Below are 24616 nucleotides of genomic sequence, written 5' to 3'. Positions count from 1 at the left end.
GCCGCGGGTGCACGACCGACCGCGGAGGGGTGGCGGCCGGCCCAGGGGGGCACGCTCCCGCACCGTAAAATCGACTCACTGTGTCTGACTTCCACAACGCTCACGAACCGTCCGCTCCCGTCCCCGGCGAGCCCGCTCGCCGTGTCCGGGCGAAGGGGGAGCCCCGCTTCCCCGACGGCCCGAAGGCCGATCCCGCCGGGACGCACTTCGAGCGGCGGATCCGCAGCTTCACGCCGCGCCGCAGCCGGGTCACCACCAGCCAGGCGGACGCACTGCAGCGGCTGTGGCCCAAGTGGGGCCTGGACATCGACGGCCAGAGCGTCATCGACCCCTCCGACCTCTTCGGCAACAGCAACCCCGTCGTCCTGGAGATCGGCTTCGGCATGGGCGAGGCCACCGCCGAGATGGCCGCCGCCGACCCGGACACCAACATCCTGGCCGTGGACGTCCACACCCCCGGCCAGGGCAGCCTCCTCAACCTCGCCGACCGCAAGGGCCTGACCAACGTCCGGGTCGGCAACGGCGACGCGATCATCCTGCTCCGCGAGATGCTCACCCCCGACTCCCTGGACGGGCTCCGCGTCTACTTCCCCGACCCCTGGCCCAAGAAGCGGCACCACAAACGCCGGCTGATCCAGCCGGAGTTCCTCACGCTGGCCGCGTCCCGGCTCAGGCCCGGTGCCGTCGCCCACTGCGCCACCGACTGGGAGCCGTACGCCGAGCACATGCTCGAGGTGTTCACCGCACATCCCGACTTCGAGAACACCCGTCCCGACGGCGGCTTCGCGCCCCGTCCCGCCCACCGCCCGCAGACCCGTTTCGAGGGCCAGGGACTGGACAAGGGTCATGTGGTGAACGACCTGCTCTTCCGCCGCGTACACCGCACCGGTTCCTGAAGCCGGCCCCGCCCGCTGCGGCGGGCGGCGCCCCCGTCTCGTAAGGGTCGATGCCGTGGCCATCAGCCCCACCAGCCCCGCTGGTCTCACCAGTCCCGCTGGCCCCACCGATCCCGCCGGCCCCGGGTGTCCGGCCCAGTCGCGATGGTGGCAGCGCGCCTTCGTGCGGTACGGCGCGCTGATCACTCTGCTCGCCCTCTCCGGCCTGGTGATCCTTGCCCTGGTGCGCCAGGAGACCGGCACGGAGGGCTTCCTGGTCGGGCTGGGCCTCGCCGTCCTCCCGGTCCCCCTGCTGCTGGCCGCGTTCCGCTGGCTGGACCGGGTCGACCCCGGTCCCTGGCGCAACCTGCTGTTCTCGTTCGCGTGGGGCGCCTTCGCCGCCGCGCTGATGGCGATCGTCGCCAACAGCTTCGCGACCCGCTGGATAGCCACCGCCACCGCCGATCCGGCCAGTGCCGACACCCTCGGCACCACGGTGATAGCCCCGGTCGTCGAGGAGACCGCGAAGGCGGCCGCCGTGCTGCTGGTCTTCCTCTTCCGCAGACGGGACTTCACCCGCGTCCTCGACGGCGTCGTCATCGCCGGTGTCACCGCCACCGGCTTCGCCTTCACCGAGAACATCCTCTACCTCGGCACCGCCTTCGGCACCGACCAGCTCAGCGGCGACCGGGGCATCGCCTCGGTCACCGCGGCGACGTTCTTCGTCCGCATCGTGATGTCGCCGTTCGCGCACCCGCTCTTCACGGTCCTCACCGGCATCGGCTTCGGCTTCGCCGCGCTCTCCGCCGGCGCCGACTCCGGCGGCCGGCGCGTCCGGCGGATCGGCCGGGTACTGCTCCCGCTCGCCGGTCTGCTGCTCGCGATGGGCCTGCACGCACTGTGGAACGGTTCGGCGTCGTTCGGGGAGTACGGCTTCTTCGCGGTGTACGCCGCGTTCATGGTGCCCGCGTTCGGGCTGCTGACCTGGCTGCTGATCTGGACCCGCCAGCGCGAACTGAGCACCGTACGCGCCGAGCTGCCCGCGTATGTCGCGGCCGGATGGCTGGCGCCCGCCGAGCCGCTCGCCCTGGGGTCGATGCGGGCCCGGCGCATCGCCCGCGATCACGCGCGGCATCTCGGCGGGAGGGAGGCGGCGCGGACGCTCGCGGAGTACGAGTCGTACGCGACCTCGCTGGCCCTCCTCCGGCACCGGGGCCGCCGGGGCAGGGCGGGCGCCGACTTCACGGTGCGGGAGCGGCAGCTGCTGGACGCCCTGTGGCACCGCAGGGCGGCAGCCGGCCCCGCGCTCGACCATGCGGCCCGTGCCACCGCACCGCCCGTGCCGTGGATTCCCGTTCAGCCGTGGGGTGCGGTTCAGTGGGCTCCGGCACCCGCGCACCGGCCGCCGCACCAGCCGTACGGCTCCTGGCCGGTACCCGTGAACCAAACAGGGCCGGTACCGATGAACCGGCAGCCCTGACGTCGGGGGGGATCGCCGTCAGGACCGCCGGCAGTCGGTAGCTGTGCCCTCCCGTGGCGGAGGGGCCGCCGTCAGGGGGTGAGGCCCTTGCTCTGCAGCCAGGCCATCGGGTCGATGCCGGAGGCGGACCCGCCGGGGTGCACCTCCAGGTGGAGGTGGGCGCCGGTCACGTTGCCGGTGGCGCCGACCCGGCCGATGACGTCGCCGGTGGTGACCTTCTGGCCGACGCTGACGCTGATCGAGGACTGGTGGGCATACCAGATCTCGGTGCCGTCGTCGAGGGTGAGCACGGTCTTGTAGCCGTAGGAGCCGTCCCAGCCGGCGGACGTGATCGTGCCGCTGTGCACGGCCTTGAGCAGGGTGCCGGTCGGCGCGGCGAAGTCCAGGCCGGTGTGGTAGCCGGAGGACCAGTAGGCGCCGGCCTGTCCGAAGCTGGAGGAGATGGTGTATGAGGAGGTCGGCAGCGTGTACTGCTTGGCGAGCTGCGCCAGCCGCTCGGCCTCGGCCTTCTTGCGGGCCTCCTCCTCGGCCTTCTTCTTCGCGGCGGCGGCCTTGGCCTCCGCCTCCTTGGCCGCCTTGGCGGCGGCCTCCGCGGCCTTCTTCTCGGCCGCGGCCTTGGCCTCGGCGGCGGCCTTGCTCTCGACCTGGTCCTGCTGCTGCTCGGCCTGCGCGATGATCCGGGCCCGCAGTGCCTCACCGGCGTCGGCGGCGCCCTCATCGGTGTCGGTCGAGGTCACGCCGATGGTGCTGAGCGGCGTCGCGGAGCCCTTGGGGGCCTCTTCCTCGTCCGAGATGAGGGAGCCGACGTTGGGCAGGTCGGGCATGGAGATCGACACCGGCGGCTTGCCGGTCTGCGCGCTGGCCATACCGCCCGCGCCGACCGCTGCTATGACGCCGACGCCCAGGACGGTGGAGCTGCGGGCGAGTCCGCCGCGCTGCTTGGCCACGCGGTGCCGACCGCGGACCGGGCGGACGGTCTCCGCGGTGGGGTTCCACTCGTCCCAGGGACCCTCGTCGGTGCGGCGGGCGCCGTAGACGAAGGTGTCGCCGTCCCGCTGGGTGAGGGTGTCGCCGTCCCGCTGGACGAACGGATTGCCGTCGGGCTGGGCGAACGCGTCGGCGTCACGCTGGACGAAGGTGTCGCCGTCGCGCTGACTCGGCACGAACGGGGCCTCGGGGGCAGGCCGGTTGGACGCCACGTGGGCGTACTCCTTTCCTTCCTTCTCCGCCTACCGGGTTAGCTGACGGGTTCGGAGCAGGAAGGTCTCCTACGCGCGTACACAAGTCCGTGACTCCACGGCCCGATACGCCCGATTCACCCCAAGGTGGTGGTTCCCCGGTTCCTGTGCATCTCTGCGCAGAATTCGGCGCGTGCGCACGGAGCCGCCTTCTGTGACGGCTGGGACGACCGCGCTGCGTTATCGAACGTTAATAGACCCGAGCCTCATATTCCAAGCTGTTCCTCTTGATCATTAACGATTTCGCCACGGACGCATGCCTCACGATCGGTGAAAACCGGGCGAGTTGACCCCGCCTCGGCGGACCCCGTACACCGACTGTTCATTGTTCAACACCTGACAGTGTGTCAGTTGTTATGCGGAGGGCGCTCGTCCGGTCACCACTCGTGACAATGATCAAGGAGAACCGCGGCCAGCGGCCCGGAGACCCGCGGCCCGGAGGCCCGCCAGGGGGACCGGGCGAACTCACGGCCGCCGTACGGCCAGCAGTGCCATGTCGTCCGTGGTCCCGCCTCCCGAGTGCCGGCGTACATCGTCCGCGAGGGCGTCGAGCAGTTCGCCGGGACGCCGGAAGACCCGCCCGGCGAGCCGCTCCCCGGGATCGTAGAACTCCCCGCGTGCGTCACGGGCCTCGGACAGCCCGTCGGTGTGCAGCAGCAGCGTGGCGCCACCGGGGAAGGCCGATTCGTGGGCGCGGTCGGGCCACGCGCCCAGCTCACCCATGCCGAGCGGCAGCGCGGCCTCACCGGCGGCCAGCGTGCGCAGCGTGCCGTCGCTGCGCAGCAGCAGCGGTGGCGGGTGGCCGCGGTTGAGCAGCCGCACGACGCCGTCGCCGTGCGGGAGTTCGGCCAGGACGGCGGTGGTGAAGCCCTCGGAGTCGTCCATCCCCGCGCGCCGGGTGCCCTCCCGGGCCAGCGCCCGTTCCAGCCGCTGCGCCACCGCCTCCAGCGTCGCCTCCTGCTCGGCGGCCTCCCGGAACGCCCCGATCACCACGGCCACCGCCGCCACCGCGCCCATCCCCTTGCCGCGTACGTCGCCCACGACGAGCCGCACTCCGTGCGGGGTGTCCTGCACCGCGTACAGGTCGCCGCCGATGTACGCGTCCGCCTGGGCGGCCTCGTACCGGGCCGCGATCTCGAAGCCGCCGACCCGCTCGGCGGGCACGGGCAGCACTGCGCGCTGAGCGGCCTCGGCGATCTCTCGAGCGGAGGCGAGCCGCTCGCCGGTGCGGCGGACGTAGGCGTTGACGAGCACGGCGAGGGCGGCGACCGTGGCGATGGTGACCAGCTCCGTGAGGGAGCCGTTCCGGTGCGCCGCGCCCAGCGAGAGCTGCAGCATGATCACCACGGCGACGGTCACCGCCCCCGTGAGGACGGTGCCGCGCCGCGAGCAGATCGGGGCGGCGGTCAGCGGCGCGGCCGTGTAGAGGGGCGCAGCGGTGAAGTCGCGCGGGGTGAGGATGTCGTACCCGGCGCCGGCCACGATCAGCAGTCCGGGCAGCAGCCGCACGAGGGTGCGGGCGTGCGGGCCTCGCCGCCACGCGGGCTCCGTAGGACGGCCCGTTCGGTCCGTTCGGTCCGTTCGGTCCGTTCGGCCCGTGCGGTCCGTGCGGCCCGTGCGGTCCGTGCGGCCCGTGCGGTCTGCGCGCACCCCACGCCCCGTACACCCGCTACGCCTTGTGCGGCCGCCGGCCCGCTCTGCACGTCGGACCCACCCTGTGCGTCCCGCCCGCCCTCTGCGTCCCTCACGCGCCGAACCCGCCGTACCCGCCGAACCCGCCGTACGTGCCGCACCGTCCGCAGGGTCGGTGGTGGGCGTGTCTCGGGGAAGCTCCAGCTCACCAGGCCGCACCACTCGCTCGTCTCCCGCCACGCCCGTACGGCTGCGCCGCTCCCGATCCCGCTCGTCCAGGGTTGCCGGACCCGGGGCGGGAAGCGACCGGTGAGGGCCGACCGGATGACAGGGAGCTCCGAGACGACAGGCAACCCCGAACGCACCGACGGCCGGGATCCTCATGGATCCCGGCCGTCGGCCTTCAGTAGCGGGGACAGGATTTGAACCTGCGACCTCTGGGTTATGAGCCCAGCGAGCTACCGAGCTGCTCCACCCCGCGTCGGTGTGTCACCAGTGTACGCCATGCGCAGGACACCCGGCACACAGGTTCCGGCGTCACCCCAGCAGGTGTCCGTTGGGTGCCTTGGCCCGCCCGGCGTACTCCGCCAGGACGACCACGTCCGCGCCGCCCGCGGCCAGCACTCCGCTGCCGTCGGCGGCGGTCACGAAGGTGTCCGGCTCGCGCCATGCCGTGACCACCCGGCGCACGCCCGCGTCGAGGACCAGGCGGGCGCAGGGCACGGGGCGGGAGGAGCGGTGGGCGCAGGGTTCCAGGCTGCTGTAGACCGTGGCGGTCGCCAGCCTCGGATCGGCCGGGTCGGTCTTCGCGAGGGCGGCTTCCTCCGCGTGCACGACCGGGTCACCGCCCTCCCGCGAGTAGCCGCGGGCGAGTTCCGTGCCGTCGGCCGCGACCACCACCGCCCCCACGCTGAACGCCGTCCGCGAGGGCGGGCACCGCGCCGCCAGCTCGCAGGCGAGCGCCAGCCAGTGCCGGTCGGCGGCGTTCGCGGCGCCGCGGCCGGTGCCTGGGGCGGTGGGCACGTAGCGCATGAGCACGACGTCCTCGATCCGCCGGGTCTCCAGCAGCCGCAGCCGGCCCCGCTGGTACGCGCCCGGTCCGAAGAGACGGGGCGCCGCCGGGTCGCCGACGAAGAGGGGCGCGAGGACCAGCTGGATCTCGTCGGCGAGTTCCTGGAGCAGCAGCTGGGTGTGGACGGTGCCGCCGCCCTCGACCATGAGCCGCCGCACCCCGCGCGCGTCGTGCAGGTACTCCAGTACCGCCCGCCACTCCAGTTCCTCGCCCAGGGTGACGATGTCGGCCGCCACGCCCAGTTCGCGGGCGCGGGCGGCGCCCCGGTCGGTGGTGAGGAGGAGCCGGTCGCCGCCGGTGTGCCAGAAGTGCGCCGCCGGATCCAGCTCGCCCGTACCGCTGACGGCGACCTTGAGCGGGTACTCCGGGCGGCCCTCGGCGATCCGGGCGGCTCGGCGCTCGGCGGAGTTGACCAGCAGCCGCGGGTTGTCGGCGCGGATGGTCCCGGCGCCGATCAGGATGGCGTCGGCTGCGGCCCGTACCTCGTCGACGCGGTCGAAGTCGGCCGGGCCGGAGAGCAGCAGCCGCTCGGGGCCGGTGTCGTCCAGAAAGCCGTCGAGGGAGACGGCGGCGGACAGCAGAACGTACGGGAGGGGCATCGGCGGGCTCCGGTGGGGCGAGTGCGCGCACTGGACGGGCTGGCTGGGCTGAACGGAGTGAGCTGACTGAACTTTCACCGTAGGGCGGGGGCTTCCTGCCGTGCGTCGGCCGGAAGACGTCAATGTAATATGCCCGCCTCGAACACCTGGATGCCTGACGGTTGCGGTTGCGGTGGGGGTGGCCGGTGTGAATGCAGGCCGTGACCAGTGGTGGCGTGGCCCGCTGGGACGAGCGTTCGCCGGGGAGGGCGGACCACCCGCGCTGGTCCTGCTCGAGGGGGCCGCGGGGACGGGGAAGACCCGGCTCGCCGAGCAGCTGGGGCGGTCGGCCCAGGAGCTGGGCGCGGAGTGCCTGCGGTGGCGTTGCGGCGGTGCCGAGGACCTGGAGCCGCCCGATCCGTCGGGCCGGCTGCTGCTGGTGGCCGACGATGTGCAGCGGGCGACCAGGGCCGAGCGGGACCGTCTGCGCGACGTGGTGGAGCGCGCCCGGCCGGGTCTGGCGATCGTGCTGGCCTACCGGGGCGAGGAGCTGGAAGATCCCGGGATGCCGCTGGGTGTGCCCGCTCCGCACTATCCGGACCGTCCGGCGGAGCTGGACGTGCTGCGGCACGAGGTCCGGCCGTGGGACGAGCCCATGGTGCGGCAGATCGCCGCGGGGATGCTCGGGGAACGGTGCACACCGGAGGCGGCGGCCCGGCTGCACGAGCTCTCCGGCGGGGTGGCGCGGGTCGTGACCGACCTGCTGTCCGGGGTGCGCAGGTCGGGGGGACAGCGGATCACGGCGGCCGACGTCGATGCCGCCGGGGTGCCGGTGCGGCTGGCGCAGCTGGTCCTGGCCCGGGTGACGGCGGTGTCGCCGGCCCGCCGGCCGCTGGTCTGGGCCGCCGCCGTACTGGGGGAGCCGGTGACCGCGGACGAGCTCGTCGAGGTGTCGGGCCTCGGGAGGCTCGCGGGCCGGGCCGCGCTGCTGAGTGCGCTGTCCGCCGCGGCGCTGGTGGAGACCGCCGAAGGGCACTACGCGTTTCCGGTGCCGCTCGCGGGAGCCGCGGTGTACCCGGTGGTCCCGGGGCCCGTGCGGCAGGATCTGCACCGCCGGGCGGCCGATGTGCTGATCCGCAGGCAACCGGTTCCCTGGACGTCGCTGGCCCGGCACCACCGGGCCGCCGGACGGGTCCGGGCCTGGCTGCGCGCGGTGGAGCGGGCCGCCGTGGCTGCCGCCGCTGCGGGCAGGCACCACGAGGCCATCGGGCTGCTGGAGCGGACGCTGGCCTCCCCGGCGGTGCCGGCGCAGGCGCGGGCCCGGCTGGCACCGGTGCTCGCGCGCAGTGCGGTGGTCGGTCTGCGTTCCGACCAGACCGTCGAGGTCCTCACCCAGATCGTCGAGGACGAGACGCTGCCGGTGTCGGTCCGGGGTGCGCTGCGGCTGGACCTCGGGCTGCTGTTGTGCAACCAGGCCGGTCTGCCGGTGCGCGGCTGCCGGGAGCTGGAGCGCGCCGCGGCCGAACTCCGCGAGGACCGGCCCGATCTCGCCGCCCGGGCCATGTCCGTACTGGTCCTGCCCTACGGCGCGCACACGCCCCTGCGGGCCCATCAGGAGTGGCTGGAGCGGGCGACCCGGGCCGCGGAGGACAGCGGCAACGACGTCGTCCGGATGGCGGTGGCCGCCAACCGGACCGGCCTCGCCCTCAGTTGGGGTGACCCGGCCGCCTGGCGGCTGCTGGCGGAGCTGCCGAGGGACAGCGCCGACCAGGGCTGCCGGGTGCACGTGGCACGGGCGCTCTGCAACGGCGTGGAGTACGCGGTCTGGCTAGGTCACTACCGGCGGGCCGAGGAGCTGCTGGCCGAGGGGATCGCTCTGGCGTCCAGCAGCGGTGCCCCGTTCACGGAGCACACGGCGCTCGGCACCCGGCTGCGGCTGCAGTGGGCGACCGGTCAGTGGGCGGGGCTGGCCCGGCGGTGCGAGGAGTTCCTGGCGGCGAACGCCGGTATGCCGGTGATCTGTTCGGACGCCCGGGTGGTGCGCGGGATGCTGGCGCTCGCCCAGGGCGACTGGAGCAGCGCGCGGTCCTGGCCGGTCGATCCGGCCATGCCGCTGCCCTTCGACGCCGCGCCCGCGCTGTCCGCGATGGCGTCCGCGTCACTGGTCCGGCTCGCGCTGGCCCGTGAGGATCTGCCGACCGCGGTGAGCGAGGCACGCGCGGCCTGGGAGGCACTGCGGGCGAAGGGGATCTGGGTGTGGGCCGCCGAACTGGCCCCCTGGGCGGTGCAGGCGGTGGCGCGCGGCGGTGATCTGCCGGGGGCCGCCGGTATGACCGACGAGTTCGAGGCGGGCGTACACGGGGCGGACGCACCCGCCGCGGTCGCTGCGCTCGCCTGGACGCGTGGGGTGCTGGCCGAGTTGTCCGGGGCCGCGGGTGAGGCCGCGGGGCACTACCGGCGGGCCGCCGCGGGGTACGCGGCCCTGCCCCACCCGTACTACTGGGCGCTGACGACCGAGGCCGCGGCGCGGTCGGTCCTGTCCGCGCGGGACGGCACCTGGGCACCGCCGGACGACGCAGCCGCGCGCACCGTCGGCGGTGGCGCACCGGACGGCGACGGTGGCACGCCCGACGACGGCGACAGCACCCCCGACGCCGACAGCTGCACCCCCGACGACGGCGACAGCACACCCGACGCCGGCTATGCGGCGCCCCGCTACGTCGGCACCACGCCCACCGGTGACGATGCAGCGCCCACCGGCAGCGGGGCGGTGCCCACCGGCAGCGACGCGGTGCCCACCGGCGACTGCGCGGCGCCCGCCCGCGAAGGCACCAGGCCTCCCGGCAACGCGGCGGAGCCGACCGGTAACGGAGCGGCGCCCGCCCGCGAAGGCACCACACCCACCGACAACGGGACGACGCCCACCAGCGAAGGCACCATGCCCATCGGTGACTGGGCGGCGCCCACCGGTGATGGCGCGGCCCCGGATCCGGCCACCATCGCCGTCGCACCGGCTCCGTCCGAGTCACCCAAGGACCCGGTCTCCGCCCCGGTCCGGGTCCAGGCCCCGGCCTCGGCCTCGGCCTCGGAACCGGACCCCGTCCGGGACCCGGACCCGGAATCCGACCCGGACCCGGAATCCGACCCGGACCCGGGAACCGACCCGGACCCGGACTCCGCCACTTGGGCGCTGTCCGTCCTGCGGAGTTGCGTGGAGCGGTTCACCGAACTCGGCGCGGTGTGGGACGCGGCCCGGGTGCGGACCCTGCTGCGCTCCCACGAGCCGGGCGGTCCGGCCGGCCACCGCCCCGGCGGCCGGCCCGGAGGCCGCCCCGGCGGTCGGCCCTCGTACGGATCCGGCCTGTCCCCCAGGGAACGCGAGGTCGCCGAACTGGCCGCCGCGGGGCTGACGAACCGGGAGATCGCCACCACACTGCATCTCTCCCCGCGCACGGTCGAGCACCACGTATCCGGGGCGATGCGCAAGTTCGGGGTGCCCTCGCGCCAGGATCTCGCCGCTCAGTGGGCGGCCCTGACCGCCGACCAATCAGCGGAGTCGGACAGCAAAACGACATAACACCCCTCCCTCAGGGGTTAATTGGGTATCCGTGACGCCGGGGTCCCCCATGGGCGGGCCCCCTTACCAGGTCGTAGGTTTCCAGCCACCGGCCGGTGGCGCCGCGGGGCCCGCGGAAACCGGTACCTCACCCGGTTCCTCCGCGGATTCCTCCCTGCACTCCCCCGACCGGTGACCGCACGGCGGCGAGCATCTCCTCGCACCCGAGCGGCCGGGCCGCCACTCCCCACATCTCCCCGCTGCGGCCCCGGGGATGGCGGCATGTCATGCCCTGAACAATGACGACCGGGGCACGGCACGCCGCTGCGACCACGAGAGGAAGCACCCTTGAACGGGTTCAGACCCCTTCGTATATCGGTCCTCGCCGTGACCACCACCGCACTTCTCGGAGCGGGCGCCGTCACGTCGCTCGCCGCTCCCGCACCGCAGGACGGCACCGCCGCCTCGGCGTCCATACCGGCCGCCGCCCCCGGCGACCAGCCCGTCGAGCGCCTCATCGTCGGCTACCGGACCAAGGCCGCGGAGGCCGAGTCGGACTCCGCAGCCGACAAGGACGTCAAGGCCAAGGGCAAGAAGGCCGGCGAGTCCCTCGACTTCGACCGCCGCCTGGGCACCGGCGCCGCGCTCGTCGACCTCGGCAAGAAGCTCGACGAGAAGGACACCGCCGATGTCGTGGCCGCCTTCCAGGCCGACCCGGACGTCGCCTACGTCGTCCCGGACAAGCGGATGTACGCCACCGCAGCGGACCCGAACGACACCGAGTACGACCGCCAGTGGGACCTCTTCGAGGCGACGGCCGGCATGAACGTCCCCGGCGCCTGGGACAAGGCGACCGGCTCGGGCGTCAACGTCGCGGTCATCGACACCGGATACGTCGCTCACTCCGACCTCGCGGCCAACGTGGTCGCCGGATACGACTTCATCTCCGACCCGTGGATGGCGCAGGACGGCGGCGGCCGGGACAGCAACCCGGCCGACCCGGGCGACTGGATGAACCGCGGCGAGTGCGGCACCGACGCGAACGGCCAGCCGGTTCCCTTCCGCGACACCGACAACTCCTGGCACGGCACCCACGTCGCCGGCACCATCGCCGCCACCACCGGCAATGGCAAGGGCGTCGCCGGCATTGCCTACGACGCGACCGTCCAGCCGGTCCGCGTGCTCGGCAAGTGCGGCGGCACGACGGCCGACATCATCGATGCCATCACCTGGGCGTCGGGCGGCTCCGTGGCGGGCGTGCCCGCCAACCCCAACCCCGCCGACGTCATCAACATGAGCCTCGGCGGCGACGGAGCCTGCGACTCCGGCACCCAGAGCGCCATCAACGGCGCCGTGAGCCGTGGCACTACCGTCGTCGTGGCGGCCGGCAACGACAACGACGACGCCGGCTTCTACAACCCGGCCAGCTGCAGCAACGTCATCACCGTCGCCGCCTCCGACCGCGAGGGCAACCGCGCCTCCTATTCCAACTACGGCAGGGCCGTCGACATCACCGCCCCCGGCGGCGAGACCGCGCTGAGCTCGGCCAACGGCATCTGGTCCACGCTGAACACCGGCGCCCGCAGCGTCGGCAGCGAGACCTACGCCGCCTACCAGGGCACCAGCATGGCCGCCCCGCACATCGCCGGCCTCGCCGCGCTGATGAACGAGGCCGACCCGGCCATGACGCCGGCCCAGATCGAGACCGCGATCAAGAACAAGGCCCGCTCCCTGCCCGGCTCGTGTTCCGGCGGATGCGGTGCCGGCCTCGCCGACGCCGCGGCCGCCCTCGGTTCCGGCGGCGGCACCGAGCCGCCCACCGGCAACGTCTTCACCAACACGACCGACGTGACCATCCGGGACAACGCGACGGTGACGTCCTCCGTCCAGGTCACCGGCATCAGTGGCAACGCTCCGGCCGACCTGAAGATCGCCGTCGACATCAAGCACACCTACCGCGGCGACCTCCGGATCGAGATCGTCGCCCCGAACGGCTCCTCCGCCGTACTGAAGAACACCAGCTCCGGCGACAGCGCGGACAACGTCATCACGACGTACTCGGTCGACGCCTCCGGCGTGGCCGCGAACGGCACCTGGCAGCTCCGCGTGACCGACGCCTACAGCGGCGACACCGGCTACATCGACTCCTGGGGCCTGACCTTCTGACCCACCCGAGCCGCCACCCCCCAACCCCCCACAGAGCAGCGCCCGGACCGGCCCAGCCCGTCCGGGCGCTGCCGCACCCAGGAGCGACGGCAGCCGCCGCGGTCGCAGGACGCGACCGGGACGCACCCCTCGGCGGCAGACCGTCCCCACCGACACCTCCGCGTCGGGGACGGCGCTAGGCCGAGGGCGTCCCCGGGCACCCGAGCGAGCGGCCGTGCGTCGACCGCGACCGTCGACGCGCCGGTGGGGAGGGGGAACGGGGCCATGGAGTGTCCCTCGTACGTCTTCGGCGCTCCGTGCCGACCCCCGCCCGGCCCACCGAGCGGCACCGCTACCGGCGCTGGCCGCCCCGGCCACCTGCCCGCCGTGGCTCGCCTGCGCCACCGTCTCCGCCTGCGCCTCCGCCCATGTAGGCGGCACCCCCGCCCCCGCAGTCGGTTCCGAGCGTGATCGCACCGTGGGCGGTAGCCGGCGTGTGGAAGCCGTCCCCGAGCATGACCGCGTGGTAACCACTCAGCAGCTCCTGGACAGTTCCGGGGCCGAGGTTCTCCGGGCTGGTGATCGCGGCGATGCCGTCGGCGTTGGTGTACGCGCTGCCGAGGAGGCGGCCCGCCGTGGTGTAGAACTGCACCCGCTTCCCGGCGAGCGGCTCGCCCGTGTAGGCGTCGAGTGCGGTCGCGCTCAGGTTCTCCAGCTGCATCTGCAGAATGTTGATCGACGCCTGGCTGGCCGTGAGGATCGTCGGCCGCGTATCGGGACACTCCGTCGCACCCTCGCACCCGGGCGAGGACGAGGTGGTGGCGGACGCACCGGCCCCGCTCGCGGCACCGAGCGAGGTCAATGCGACGGCGGTCACTGCGGCAGCCTTGCGTACGGAAAGCTTCATCATTTCTCCCGGTGGATCCGATTCGGCGCAGCCTCGCGACCCCGCCGAAACAGCCGTGTGGGCTGGCGGGTTGAGGGGTGCCGGATACAGCTGACGCTACAGTCCACAAATGAGACAAATGGTATCCATGGGATCGGATGCCACGATCGAATGACCGGACCGGGGTCACGGTTGCCGCACCGGCCGACCACCCATGCGAGCCCCGTCAGTCCGTGCTCTCCGGACCGCTCCGCTGCGGCGGCGACCGGACGGAGGAGCGCGATCGCACCGCCCGTAGGCATGCCGGTGCCTCCATCCGGCCGGCGAGGGTTCCCCGGCCCCTTGCAGACCCTCCGGCACTTCGGCGAGGAGCCGGTGGGGCGCCGACGGAGCGCCGACCGAGCGCCGGCGGGATGCCGATGGCACCAATGATCACCAAACGACAACAACCCCTGGCCAGAACTGGTCTGACCAGGGGTCGAGCTGTAGGCCCTGTGGGACTCGAACCCACAACCAATGGATTAAAAGCTCACTCGGGATCATGACGCTCTGTGTTGTGCCATCGTGCGAAATCCTGTTTTCGCAGATCAGAGCACATGCGGCCGTCCCACTACTCATGCCCGGTGATGCACCGTCCAAAGGCGTCCGCGCTCCCCTTGCGCTCCCCCGATCGCCACCGGTCACAGCCCAGTTCCGGACAGCGACCCCGGCTTCCTCGCTGCAGCCGTGTTGTCAATATCGGACAAGTCGTGCCGAGCGGCCCGGCACCTCCGCTGCATTGTCTCCGGGGGAACTCATCAGGCATCGCGGGGTAGTTGCAAGACTCGGTCGAGGAGAGTGCAGGGACACTGGTGCCCTGGCGCAATGCTGTTCAAGCTCACCGGTTCCAGTTGCTCGGGGAAGACGACGCTCGCATACGCCGCGGCCGACAGGTTGCGAGGGATCGCCGTGCACGACTTCGATGAACTTGGTGTCCCGGAGGGCGCTGACCGACACTGGCGCCATCGCAAGACCGAGATGTGGGTACGCCGCGCACTGGAGTATCAGGACCGAGGCATCGACCTGCTGCTCCGCCCTCCACCCCGCTGTCGGACGGCATCGCAGTGTGCCTGGTCGATGTCGTCGACGAGGTCCGGCGCGCTCGCCTCGCCGAGCATGGATCCGGGCGGGGGCGCCCCAGGAGGTCGACGCCTTTCTCGGCTGGGTCGCATGGCACCGCAAGCGCGCCCTCGGCCCTCGCCACCGACCCGACGTCATCGTCCACGACGGCTGGCCCGAGACGGCCTGGCAACGCTGGACCCCTGTCAGAAGCAACGCCTTGTCACATTAGACGCCTGCTGGCGATGCTGCACACGAGATCGTCAGGTCCCACCCTCAGGAGTCGATCTTGCGCCACGCTCCCCCAGGCGTCGGTGCTCTGTTGGACACTGTCTCTACGGCAATGCGAGAACCAAGAGAGGTGACACCAGGCATGGGAGGGATGGCGCGTGACGGTTCGGTAGAGGTCCTCAAGTACCTGCACAAGCGACTGCATGACCACTTCCGGACGCTTCACGAACATCGCCAGGCTCTCCAGCCGGCGGCTCCTGTCTTTGCGCTGGAACATGACCTCGCCAGTAACGACTTCGAATTGCTCCAACTTGCGGTACGTGAGGCTGTCAGGCAGGGCCTCGATACTCGCTTTCGCACTTGGTGGTTGCCCTTTGTAGTGCACGCAGCAGAGATCGGCTATAAGTACGTTGGAGATGAGTACTGGCCACTCTTCGCCCAGCAGACACCGGGCTGGGAAAGCAGTCCGGGTTGGAGTGTGCCCACCAATCGCCAGCGTATTAAACAATGGTTCAAGCGGTTCGCAAGCGACTACGGCGGGGCCGAGCCGAAGGGAGGCTTTGCAGCCAACTTCAACATCATTGCTTGGCCAATCACGCACGCAATCATGCCGGCCGATCTCCAACGGCAGTTCGCACAACTTCTGTTTGAGTCAAGCGCGGTATTGACCGCGGAGCTCCTCAGCGATCCCAACGCTCTTGGCGCATGCTTGGCTTCGCGCACGGCTGGATACAGCGAGCGTTTCCAGATTTTCTGCAGCAACCAGAGTCTCCTCGGCCAGGTGGCCGCCGCAATGCTCTCAGGCGACGATGAGGACTCCCCGTACCTGGTGCGATCGACACTCACTCGCCTGGTCGACGACCTGACCAACGAAGGGCAGTCACGAACCTGGCTGACCCGTGCCAAGCACTCCGCCAACTTGGTCCGTTCAAGCGGATTTCTCCCTATGAAGTCGAGCATGGGGCCCGCGAACCGGGGGCGGCCACTCGCGGCCGTCACTAACCCGAAGCTAGTCCTGCGGCTGATAGACGGCGGTTGGCGTCCCTCATTGGAGCTGCCGGATCTCACGCCGCTGCAGGCACGGAACGATCAAGTTGGTCAGGAACTTCGGAATTGTCGCCCGAAAATTGAGGGTCGCCGCCAACCGCTTCCCCGCGGAAAACTGCTGTACCCAGGTGAAGTCGCTCTGTCCACATGGCCTCGGCCCGAGAGTCCCATTATCCAACTGGAGCGAGGGTCATCGGCGGTTAACAGTCTGATCGCGGATCATTGCTCCATCACCCAGGGCCCGTGGTGGGTGTTCCGGAAGCAACCGGGTGGGCTAGCCGTTGAGGTCAAGGGAAAATTCGTGCAACCCGGCCACGAATATTGTTTAGTTGGACGACTCGATAGTGAACCGCCCGCGCTGCCGTGCGCCGTTGAAGCAACGGTTCTGGCTGAAGGAGTGCACGCCTTCGAGGTGAAGATTCCAGAAGTTATTGGCGAAGTGGAAATCGCCAAGCTTGCGGCGGCCGGGTTGTCAGTGGTGACGGATGTATCGATTCGGCCCGTGGGGCTCGTCCCTGGGGCTTGGGACGGCGAGGGCGCTGTCGAGTGGCTCGCTGGGGAGCCGGCGCTGCTCGCGGTGCGATCTAGTCAGGCGACGGAAATGTGCGCCGTGACGATCGACGGCGGCCTCCCCATCGTGCTCAAGTGGCCTGCCACCAAGCCCGAGTTGATCTTTGCCCTTGAGGACCTCGCTGTGGGCCCTCATGAGGTGGACGTTACGCTCCTGAACGCAGGCGCGGGTGCGACTGTTGCAAGCGGTTCGCTCGCAATCACGATCTGCGACCCACACACGAACCTGGATGACTCTACGGAGGGAGCAGGCATCCGGCTGTTCGCCACGCCAGCTCGTCCGAAACTGACCGAGCTCTGGGACGGTGGGGCGAGCCTCTCGATCGACGGTCCGCTAGACACGAAGGCGGAACTCATGATTGCGCTGCGTGACGATGCTGGCAATACGCTGGCACAGGCGCATCACAGTATCTCGCTTCCCTTCAGCGACAGCGCGTGGGAACGGTTGGCAGATCAGGAACTGCATAAGAGAAAGCTGCTCGCCGTCTATGACGAGGCCGAGTCGTGCGAAGTATCGGTGTCCCGGAGCGGAGTAGGTTTCGCGTCCCTGGTCTGCGAACGTGGCTTCCATCCGCTCCGCTGGGTGCTTACCAAGCGGCACAATGGCGAGCATGAGGCACGTCTGATCGATCGGACGGGCAGGGATGACACTAAGGTGCTCCTGTTTCCGGTGGAGACACCTCTGACCGGCGAGCGCTGCGATTCCCGTCGACCAATTGCCGTCCCCGCGAATGGAGGGCTGCTGCAGGCGACGTCTGGCAATGTGACCGCGGCCATCGTCTTGCCACCCGAGCCAAACCGGATGCGCCAGAGACTAAACGACCGTCCGATCATCCGGTACTCAGACAAGTCGCTCTCCGAGATGAAGCAACTCATCTTTGGTCACCACCGATGGCTTCACGCCGATGCGCCAGCAGATCCGTTCACCCGTCATCAGCGGGAACAGGTTCTCAATACAATCACTACGGCCCTTGTATCCCTTGCCGCAGGAAACAGGTGGGCTCATTTGGAGCGCAAACGCATTCCTGTCGGCGATCGCAAGCCGCCGGATGTGTTGGACGAAATGCGAGAACTCGTGGGTCAGAATCCGAAGCAGCGTGCTGCGGCTCAGAAGATTGCCAGCCACCTCTGGCAATGGGCGGACTCACCGGCAGCGCTGAGCGGGGGATTCGCCAGTGCGATCCGCATCATCGCTGCAGCTAGTGGCATCGATGATCCGCACACCGCAGCAGACTTCTTGCTTCCTCTTGTGACCAGACCGGGCTCTCTCGCGAGTTGGGACGAGACCGAACGAGACCAGCTCCTGAAGTGTGTGCTGAGCTCTCCTGCGCTCGTTCGGGCAGCTCGATTCGCTGTGCTCGGGACTGAAGACCTGCGAGAGGCGTCGAACCTGCCGGTTATCGGAGGTAGCCGATGAACATAACTCCGGTCAGTGGTACGCATGCTGCGGAGCGGGCGGTCCGTGCGCTGGGGCTGGATGAGACGGCTACTGACCTGTTCTCAACGGAAGCGATATGCGCCTCGCTTCGCCGAGCGGCCTCGTTCCTGTGTCCGGCGACGCCACGTCGACTCGTGGAAGCCGTCCTTGAAGCCATTAGCCCGCTCGACGAGTCCTGCTTGGTTACTCGCGGCCAGGTGGCGGAACAGTTGGATCTCTTGGTGTCGATTGGTGACCTGGTCGAACTCCCTCGCCAGGAGGATCGTGGCAGTCGCCAGCTCTACCTGGCTCCTCCCTCGTACGTGGCGAAGGCTCCCGGGCAGTACCTCTTGCTCGGCGTACGCCCCAACGCCTCCCCGCTCGTGGATGAGTCTGTGGACACGGAGGTGCTGTACGAGGGCCATACACGGTCCGTAGAGCTGGACCCCGAGGTGGGTCCTATCCGATTGCGTGCCGCCGGCCTGCGTGAGATCCGGCGTGAGCACTGGCTCAAACACCCGAGCGCGGATCGCGCAGCCGCTGTCGTCGTTGCGATGCGTCAGCGCCTGGACCAGGCTGCAGAATCTGGCCATGTCAGCGGTCTAACAATCATCGATCCTGGGGCGTCAGTTCACTACTACCGCGGCCGCTGGCGACCACCCTCGGACGTCGACTCCGGCGACTTCGTTGCTCGCCGGCCCCAGGCCTACGGTGCAGACCTGTGGTGCCTAGTACGGATCGAGCGTGGCGCGCCTCGAGCACTTGTGGATCTGCCGGTTGAGGCCTCTGACGCGCCGGCGTACGACGAAGCGTGGCGCTTCCAGGCAGCCATCGATGCCGTGATCGGAAACCCGCAGGTGATGCACGTCCGGCCCACTGCAGGGGCGCCCGGGAGCCGAGTGTTGGACCTGTTCGGGCCTGTGCCCGGCTGGGCTCAGCGCTACTTCGAGCTCGTGGGAACCCCTGTCTCACGGACGAGAGGCGCATTGATGTCGTATCGCGTACCGATCTCGGTGATCGGCGAGATGTCGGCGTTCGTCACTGACATGCTGTGGATGCACGTCAGAGAAGAGGGAGGGGTGGCGTGACAGTGGAAGCGCCAACGATCGCGGAGACGGTCACCAAGATTCAGGCGGCCCTTCGGGACTACATCGAGGCGACCTATCACGTGGGGCATCCCACCGTGATCGATCAGCGTCGTGTGCTGCTCGAACAAGAGGGCGTGCTGTTCCGAGCGCCCTTCATCGAGAGCACCCCCCGCTATCAGACGAACCGAAGTTTTGGTGATCTCGAACTCGCTGCACCTGTCCATGCGCTCTTCGGCAGCTTGACAACACACGTTGGTGACCTGAAACCACTGCTGTACGACCCGCCCTATACCCACCAGGCCGAGGCACTTGAGTGGACGACTCGTGACGGCCTTAGCCTTGCGGTCACCACAGGTACCGGCTCAGGAAAGACCGAGTCGTTCCTCCTGCCGATGCTGGCGAAGCTCGCAGCAGAGGCGGCGAACAGGCCCGACTCCTTCGCCGCTCCGGCTGTGCGGTCCTTGATCCTCTATCCGATGAACGCGCTGGTGAATGACCAGTTGGGTCGTCTTCGGCTCCTGCTCGGCGATCCGCGCGTCACGGCCCAGTTCAGCGCGTGGGCCGATCGCCCAGCACGCTTCGCCCGTTACACCAGCCGAACCCTGTACCCGGGCGTACGGAAGGTCGAGAAGGACCAGGCACGGCTTCGCTCGATCGAGGACTTCTACGTTCACCTCATCAACCGGGCAGACGACCCTTCGTCGCAGGGGCACGGCGAGGCGGCAGCTCTTATCGACAAGCTGCGATCACGTGGCAAGTGGCCGGCCAAGCCAAACCTGAAGGCCTGGTACGGCGAAAGTGGCTCCCGTTGGAAGAACAAGGATGGCGAGTTCGTCCGTGCCGTGCTTCAGCCCAACGACCCCGAACTCCTGACGCGCCACGAGGTGCTCGACGCACCTCCGGATGTCTTGATCACGAACTACTCAATGCTTGAGTACATGTTGATGCGCCCGCTTGAACGGCCGGTGTTCGATGCGACGCGGGCCTGGTTGGCGAACAACCCTGACGAGAAGTTCCTCCTGGTCATCGATGAGGCCCATCTCTACCGCGGCGCGGCCGGCGCCGAGGTTGCTCTCCTGCTGCGCCGGCTTCGCGCAAGGCTTGGGATCACGCCCGAACGGCTGCAGGTGATCTGTACGAGCGCGAGCTTCGCGAGCCCTGAGTACGCGCGTCGGTTCGCTGCGCAGTTGAGCGGCAAGTCCGAGTCCGACTTCAAGACGGTAGAAGGTCGTCTCGCTCTCCGAGAACTCGCTGGGCCGGGGAGCCTCCAGGACGCTCAAACTCTCGCTGCCGTACCGATGCGCGACTTCTACGAGGGTGAAGAAGACGAGGCCCGCATCGCCGCTGTTCAGGGGCTCCTGGACTATCGAAAAGTCGCCGTGAAAGAGGGCGTCGCGGTCGGTGAACTGCTGCACAATGCTCTCAGCGGATTCGGCCCGATGAATCTGCTCGTCAACGAGACGATGCAGCGGGCACAACCGGTGAGTGAGTTGGGCGCGCTCATTTTCCCGACTGTTGAGACGGAGCTTGCCGATAGGGCCGTATCTTCCCTGGTAGCACTCGGTAGTGCGGCACGACGATCGGCCGATGACGCGGGTCTGCTGCCATGTCGTGTACATGCATTCTTTCGTGGGCTGCCCGGCCTGTGGGCGTGCCTCGACCCCGATTGTCCAGAGGTTGACCGGGAAGTGCACCCGGAGCCGGGGCCGGTTGGCAAGCTTTACGCCCAGCCGCGGGCAACCTGTGGCTGTGGTGCCCGAGTCTTCGAACTGTTCACCTGCAGGCACTGCGGCTCCGCCTATGCACGGACCTATACCGACGACGTAATCGAGCCATCGTACCTATGGCATGAGCCGGGGGGATCGTTCGAGTCTGCATCGGGTTCCATCCCCGAACTCGAGGCACTCGATCTTCTACTTGAGGACCCCTCCGATGGCGATGTCGAGCCCGCCGACATCGATCTCGTTACCGGCCGGCTCAATCCAGAAGAACTCGGTGCCCGCATCCGCAGTGTCTTCATTCCTCGGCTTCGAAGGGGAGAGGTCGTCAAGGGTGACGACGAGGGCAGTGATGGCGAGGCGGAGGCGAACGGAGAGTTCAAACCATGCGGTGTCTGCGGGCAACTCGCCGGATTCGGTCGTTCCTCGGTGCAGGATCACCAGACGAAGGGTGACCAGCCGTTCCAAGCCTTGGTGACACGTCAGCTCGAGGTCCAACCGCCGGGTGCCCAGCCGTACACCGAATTTGCGCCGCTACGCGGTCGCAAGGTGCTCGCCTTCTCCGACTCCCGGCAGGTTGCTGCGCGGCTTGCGCCCAACCTTCAGAGCTACTCGATGCGCGATGCCATTCGGCCGCTGATCTTGCGCGGATGGCAGGAACTGGCGAATCAACCGTTCCTGGCGCCGTCGCTCAGCTTGGAGCGCCTGTACGTGGCCGTCATGGTCGGAGCGCGAGTGCTGTCGGTGCGGCTGCGGCCGGAACTTCGCCCCATGGAGACCCTCAACGTCTTGGACACGGTCGCGAAGGCAATCGACAAGGGTGCGCTCTCGGGCAATGTACCGGAGTTGTTCCCACTGCTCACCACCGCCAATCCGCCACAGTCGCTGCTGAGGGCGATGTACGCGACGCTAACGGACAAGTACTACGGGTTGTCGTCCCTGGGCCTTGCATCCCTCCGTGAACGGGTGAACCTCACCGATACGTTGTTGACGGAACTGCCAGACATCGACGGGGTCGCAAGCAACGCCGACACCAAACTCGCGCTCGTTCGGTTGTGGCTGGCGCAATGGAACACTCCAACCCGAGGCATCTGGTTCCCGTCGATGACCGAAGGTGACTGGTGGAGGACAAAGGGCGGCGTCAAGCCGCACACGGGTAAGTTCCAAGCGATCGAGCGTTGGCTCGGTTCAAAGACAGCAAAGAAGAAGTTCGCGGACGACTGGCTGCAGAAACTCCTCACAAATTTCTGCGAACCCGTGGCCGGCAAGTTTCGGTTGCTGGCCCAGCACGTTGCCCTGGAACTCGGCGGCATGTGGGGATATTGTGAGCGCTGCCGCTTCACGCAGCGGCACTTTCCCGGAACAACCCGGTGCGTCAACTGCGGGCACGATCGCGTTCGCACGCTAGATCCCGACAAGGATCCGATCTTCCAAGCACGGAAGGGCTACTACCGGGCCAGTGCGGCCAGGGCTTTGAGTGACCCGCCCGAGCCACCCTTGAGCATCATCGCCGCCGAGCACACGGCACAGCTCAATGCCGCCCAGTCCGACGCCGTATTCTCCAAGGCGGAAGAACACGAGTTGCTGTTCCAGGACGTCGACCTCGGCTTGACCCGCCAAGGCGAGCAGTCACGCGCCGCCATCGACGTTCTGTCCTGCACGACCACGATGGAAGTCGGCATCGACATCGGCAGCCTGACCGGCGTCGCGCTGCGCAACATGCCCCCATCACGTGCCAACTACCAGCAGCGTGCAGGGCGGGCGGGGCGTAGGGGCAACGCTGTCGCCACCGTACTGGCCTTCGGAAGCGCCGACACACATGACGACCACTACTTCCGTCAGCCAGCGCTCATGATCCGCGGCGAAGTCGACGACCCAGTACTGACGATGAATAATGACGAAATCGCGCGTCGCCATGTCATCGCCTACCTGCTACAGCGCTATCACCAGGATCGGCTGCCAGCAATCGAGCCCGACGAGCAGCCGCAGCTCTTCGAAGTCCTCGGCACTGTGGAAGCATTCGTAGGGACAGCATCCCCCCTGAATCGGACCGACTTGGAAGAGTGGCTGAGGTCCGAGGAGCATGCGCTGCGTGAGGAGATTGCGTCGTGGCTTCCTTATGAACTGAGTGAGGCGGACCGCGAGGCCGTTCTGAGCGGTGTCGTCACGAACACACTCCGTGAGATCGATAAGGCCCTTGACCTGGATCTCGACGGGAGTCTGCCAGCTGCTTCCGAGGGAGATGCCTCACCGGAGCCCGATGAGGTGGAGGCAGAGGGCCCCGCTGAAGACGGCGCCGAGGAGCCGAGCGCCCGGCGGAGCCAGACGAACCTGCTTGATCGGCTGCTGTACAAGGGGGTGCTACCGCGCTACGCGTTCCCGACGGATGTCGTGGCCTTCCACGTCTTCGATCTTGATCGGTCAACACCGTTCAAGGCCGAGTTCCACTATGCGCCCAGTCAAGGGCTCCCGGCGGCCCTCAGCCAGTACGCACCTGGCAAAGTGGTGTGGGTTGATAACAAGGAGTGGACCTCCGGTGCCATCTACGCACCGGTCCAAGAGGAACGCTTCCAGGCCTGGCGGGACAAGCTGCTGTACTTCGAGTGCCAGGTATGCCACTACGCCAAGCACTTCCCTCACGACCCGGCAGAGCGTGGGAAAGAGCGTGACTGTCCAGCCTGCGGTGCCGAGGGCAAGTTCGGCAAGGCGAAGAACTGGATGCGGCCGCCAGGCTTTGCGCACCCGGCCGATAAGGCGCCGGGCACAAGCCCAGACGACGCGCCGGCCCGCAGTTACGCCACGCGCGCCAAACTCATGGCGCCCGGTCCGACCGAGGAGACTGCCTGGCAGCGTGTCACCGATCGCTTGGCACAGACGTACCGCCGCGAAACCCTGCTCGTCACCAACACCGGCCCACGCAACGAGGGATACACCTACTGCACGCGCTGCGGGCTTATCGAGCCGACTGCGACTGCGACTGGGGTAGTCGTCGGTACGCACAAGAAGCCTTACCCCGACGAAAAGGCCCCTGACTGTCCCGGCACAGGCTCAACACGGGGTCTGGTGCTGGGAACTGACTTTATTTCGGATGTGCTTCTGGTTCGCTTGAAGGTGGCCTCGCCGATCACGTTGAGGCCAGCTCTGCTGTCGACACACGTTGCGCTCCGTACGGTCGCTGAGGCGCTGACGATCGCCGCGACCCAAAAGCTCGATATCGAGGCGACGGAACTACAGGCAGAGTACCGTCCTGCGCTGACTCCCCTCGGTAAAGAAGGCCTTGAGGCCGAGATCTATGTGTATGACACGCTCGCAGGTGGTGCTGGCTTCGCTCGACGGGTCAACGACTACGGAATGGAAATCCTTGAACTGACGCTGGAGCGACTCGAAGAATGCCCGGCGAACTGCGACGAGTCCTGTTACCGCTGTCTACGCAGCTTCCGTAACCGATTCGAGCACAACCTCCTTGACCGGCACGTCGGTGCCAGTCTGCTGCGCTACCTGATCCACGGAACCCCGCCGAGTCTGGACGAGGAGCGACTCGAACGATCGGCTGACAAGCTCTACGAGGACCTCAACAGCCGAGCGCTCGACGACATTTCCTTCGCCCGAGGGGCCAAGATCGACGTTGAGGGAGTTGGAACGATCACCGCGCCGATCCTGGCAAGGCATGGCGACCAGCAGTGGATCCTGGGCGTGCACGGCCCGCTAAGCCCTGATCTGGCGCCAACTGACGGTCTACGTACGGCAATGCAGTCCGGCAACGTACTGGTCCGTCTGATCGACGACATGGTAATCTCTCGCAATCTCCCGTTCGCCAGCCAGCAGGTACTGCAGGCGCTGAGCTGATCTGGACCGCCATCGGCGCCGAGGCGTTGGTGGCGGTCCTGTCGTCGCCATCCGCAACCGTCGTTCGTGTGACGTAGCCCATGAACGGAAAAGAATAGACTTTAGGGTGACTTTGACCGCTGGCTGCGATACCAGGAGG

At 68.8% G+C, this 24616-nt stretch carries 11 protein-coding genes, 1 tRNA gene and 1 riboswitch; of the genes, 7 read left to right on the top strand and 5 right to left on the bottom strand.

Features of this window, described 5'->3' with window-relative positions; genetic code table 11:
* Positions 1 to 80: 80 nt before the first annotated feature.
* Both trmB and V5O46_RS24115 read left to right on the top strand, forming a co-directional pair.
* Entirely contained in the window at positions 81 to 896 is an 816-nt protein-coding gene (gene trmB, locus V5O46_RS24120) for a tRNA (guanosine(46)-N7)-methyltransferase TrmB (RefSeq protein ID WP_332886768.1), read from the top strand.
* Between the two features lie 55 nt (positions 897 to 951).
* On the top strand, positions 952 to 2355 hold the full coding sequence (locus tag V5O46_RS24115) for a PrsW family intramembrane metalloprotease (protein ID WP_332886767.1): 1404 nt from the start codon (positions 952 to 954) through the stop codon (positions 2353 to 2355).
* Between the two features lie 71 nt (positions 2356 to 2426).
* On the opposite strand, the gene V5O46_RS24110 is transcribed toward V5O46_RS24115, so the two are convergent.
* The 4 genes from V5O46_RS24110 to V5O46_RS24095 form a co-directional block, all read right to left on the bottom strand.
* Positions 2427 to 3554, bottom strand: coding sequence for a M23 family metallopeptidase (locus tag V5O46_RS24110; protein ID WP_332886766.1), 1128 nt, complete (start codon positions 3552 to 3554; stop codon positions 2427 to 2429).
* Between the two features lie 12 nt (positions 3555 to 3566).
* A riboswitch (cyclic di-AMP (ydaO/yuaA leader) is annotated at positions 3567 to 3735 on the bottom strand.
* A gap of 323 nt (positions 3736 to 4058) precedes the next feature.
* Positions 4059 to 5102: a PP2C family protein-serine/threonine phosphatase gene (locus V5O46_RS24105; protein ID WP_332886765.1), complete on the bottom strand. Its 1044-nt coding sequence runs from the start codon at positions 5100 to 5102 to the stop codon at positions 4059 to 4061.
* Between the two features lie 530 nt (positions 5103 to 5632).
* Positions 5633 to 5706: transfer RNA gene (locus V5O46_RS24100), tRNA-Met, on the bottom strand.
* A 56-nt stretch (positions 5707 to 5762) separates the two neighbouring features.
* On the bottom strand, positions 5763 to 6896 hold the full coding sequence (locus V5O46_RS24095; RefSeq protein ID WP_332886764.1) for a dihydrofolate reductase family protein: 1134 nt from the start codon (positions 6894 to 6896) through the stop codon (positions 5763 to 5765).
* 187 nt (positions 6897 to 7083) lie between these two features.
* Here V5O46_RS24095 and V5O46_RS24090 point away from each other — a divergent pair, with 187 nt between their 5' ends.
* Together V5O46_RS24090 and V5O46_RS24085 are read left to right on the top strand one after the other, a co-directional pair.
* Positions 7084 to 10452, top strand: a complete 3369-nt coding sequence (locus tag V5O46_RS24090) for a LuxR C-terminal-related transcriptional regulator (protein ID WP_332886763.1) — start codon at positions 7084 to 7086, stop codon at positions 10450 to 10452.
* Between the two features lie 366 nt (positions 10453 to 10818).
* Positions 10819 to 12597, top strand: coding sequence for a S8 family peptidase (locus tag V5O46_RS24085; protein WP_332886762.1), 1779 nt, complete (start codon positions 10819 to 10821; stop codon positions 12595 to 12597).
* A gap of 331 nt (positions 12598 to 12928) precedes the next feature.
* Here V5O46_RS24085 and V5O46_RS24080 read toward each other — a convergent pair whose 3' ends face one another.
* A complete protein-coding gene (locus V5O46_RS24080) occupies positions 12929 to 13297 on the bottom strand; it encodes a hypothetical protein (protein ID WP_332886761.1) in 369 nt (122 codons plus the stop codon).
* Positions 13298 to 14933: 1636 nt separating this feature from the next.
* Here V5O46_RS24080 and V5O46_RS24075 point away from each other — a divergent pair.
* The 3 genes from V5O46_RS24075 to V5O46_RS24065 all read left to right on the top strand — a co-directional run bounded on the left by V5O46_RS24075 (position 14934) and on the right by V5O46_RS24065 (position 24477).
* Complete coding sequence (locus tag V5O46_RS24075) at positions 14934 to 17825, top strand: hypothetical protein (protein WP_332886760.1); 2892 nt, start codon at positions 14934 to 14936, stop codon at positions 17823 to 17825.
* Between the two features lie 155 nt (positions 17826 to 17980).
* The gene (locus V5O46_RS24070) at positions 17981 to 18913 is read left to right on the top strand and encodes a hypothetical protein (RefSeq protein ID WP_332886759.1); all 933 of its coding nucleotides are present in this window, start codon (positions 17981 to 17983) and stop codon (positions 18911 to 18913) included.
* The gene (locus V5O46_RS24065; protein ID WP_332886758.1) at positions 18910 to 24477 is read left to right on the top strand and encodes a DEAD/DEAH box helicase; all 5568 of its coding nucleotides are present in this window, start codon (positions 18910 to 18912) and stop codon (positions 24475 to 24477) included. The genes V5O46_RS24070 and V5O46_RS24065 overlap by 4 nt, the downstream gene beginning before the upstream one ends.
* Positions 24478 to 24616: the final 139 nt, after the last annotated feature.

It is taken from the genome of Streptomyces poriticola (assembly GCF_036689765.1).
Taxonomy (GTDB): Bacteria; Actinomycetota; Actinomycetes; order Streptomycetales; family Streptomycetaceae; genus Streptomyces; species Streptomyces poriticola.
This window is presented reverse-complemented; position numbering and strand designations above follow the sequence as displayed.

Coding starts and splice junctions, on each gene's coding strand:
- V5O46_RS24095 (WP_332886764.1), bottom strand. CDS start 6,896: ATGCCCCTCCCGTACGTTCTGCTGTCCGCCGCCGTCTCCCTCGACGGC.
- V5O46_RS24080 (WP_332886761.1), bottom strand. CDS start 13,297: ATGCAGCTGGAGAACCTGAGCGCGACCGCACTCGACGCCTACACGGGC.
- V5O46_RS24075 (WP_332886760.1), top strand. CDS start 14,934: ATGGGAGGGATGGCGCGTGACGGTTCGGTAGAGGTCCTCAAGTACCTG.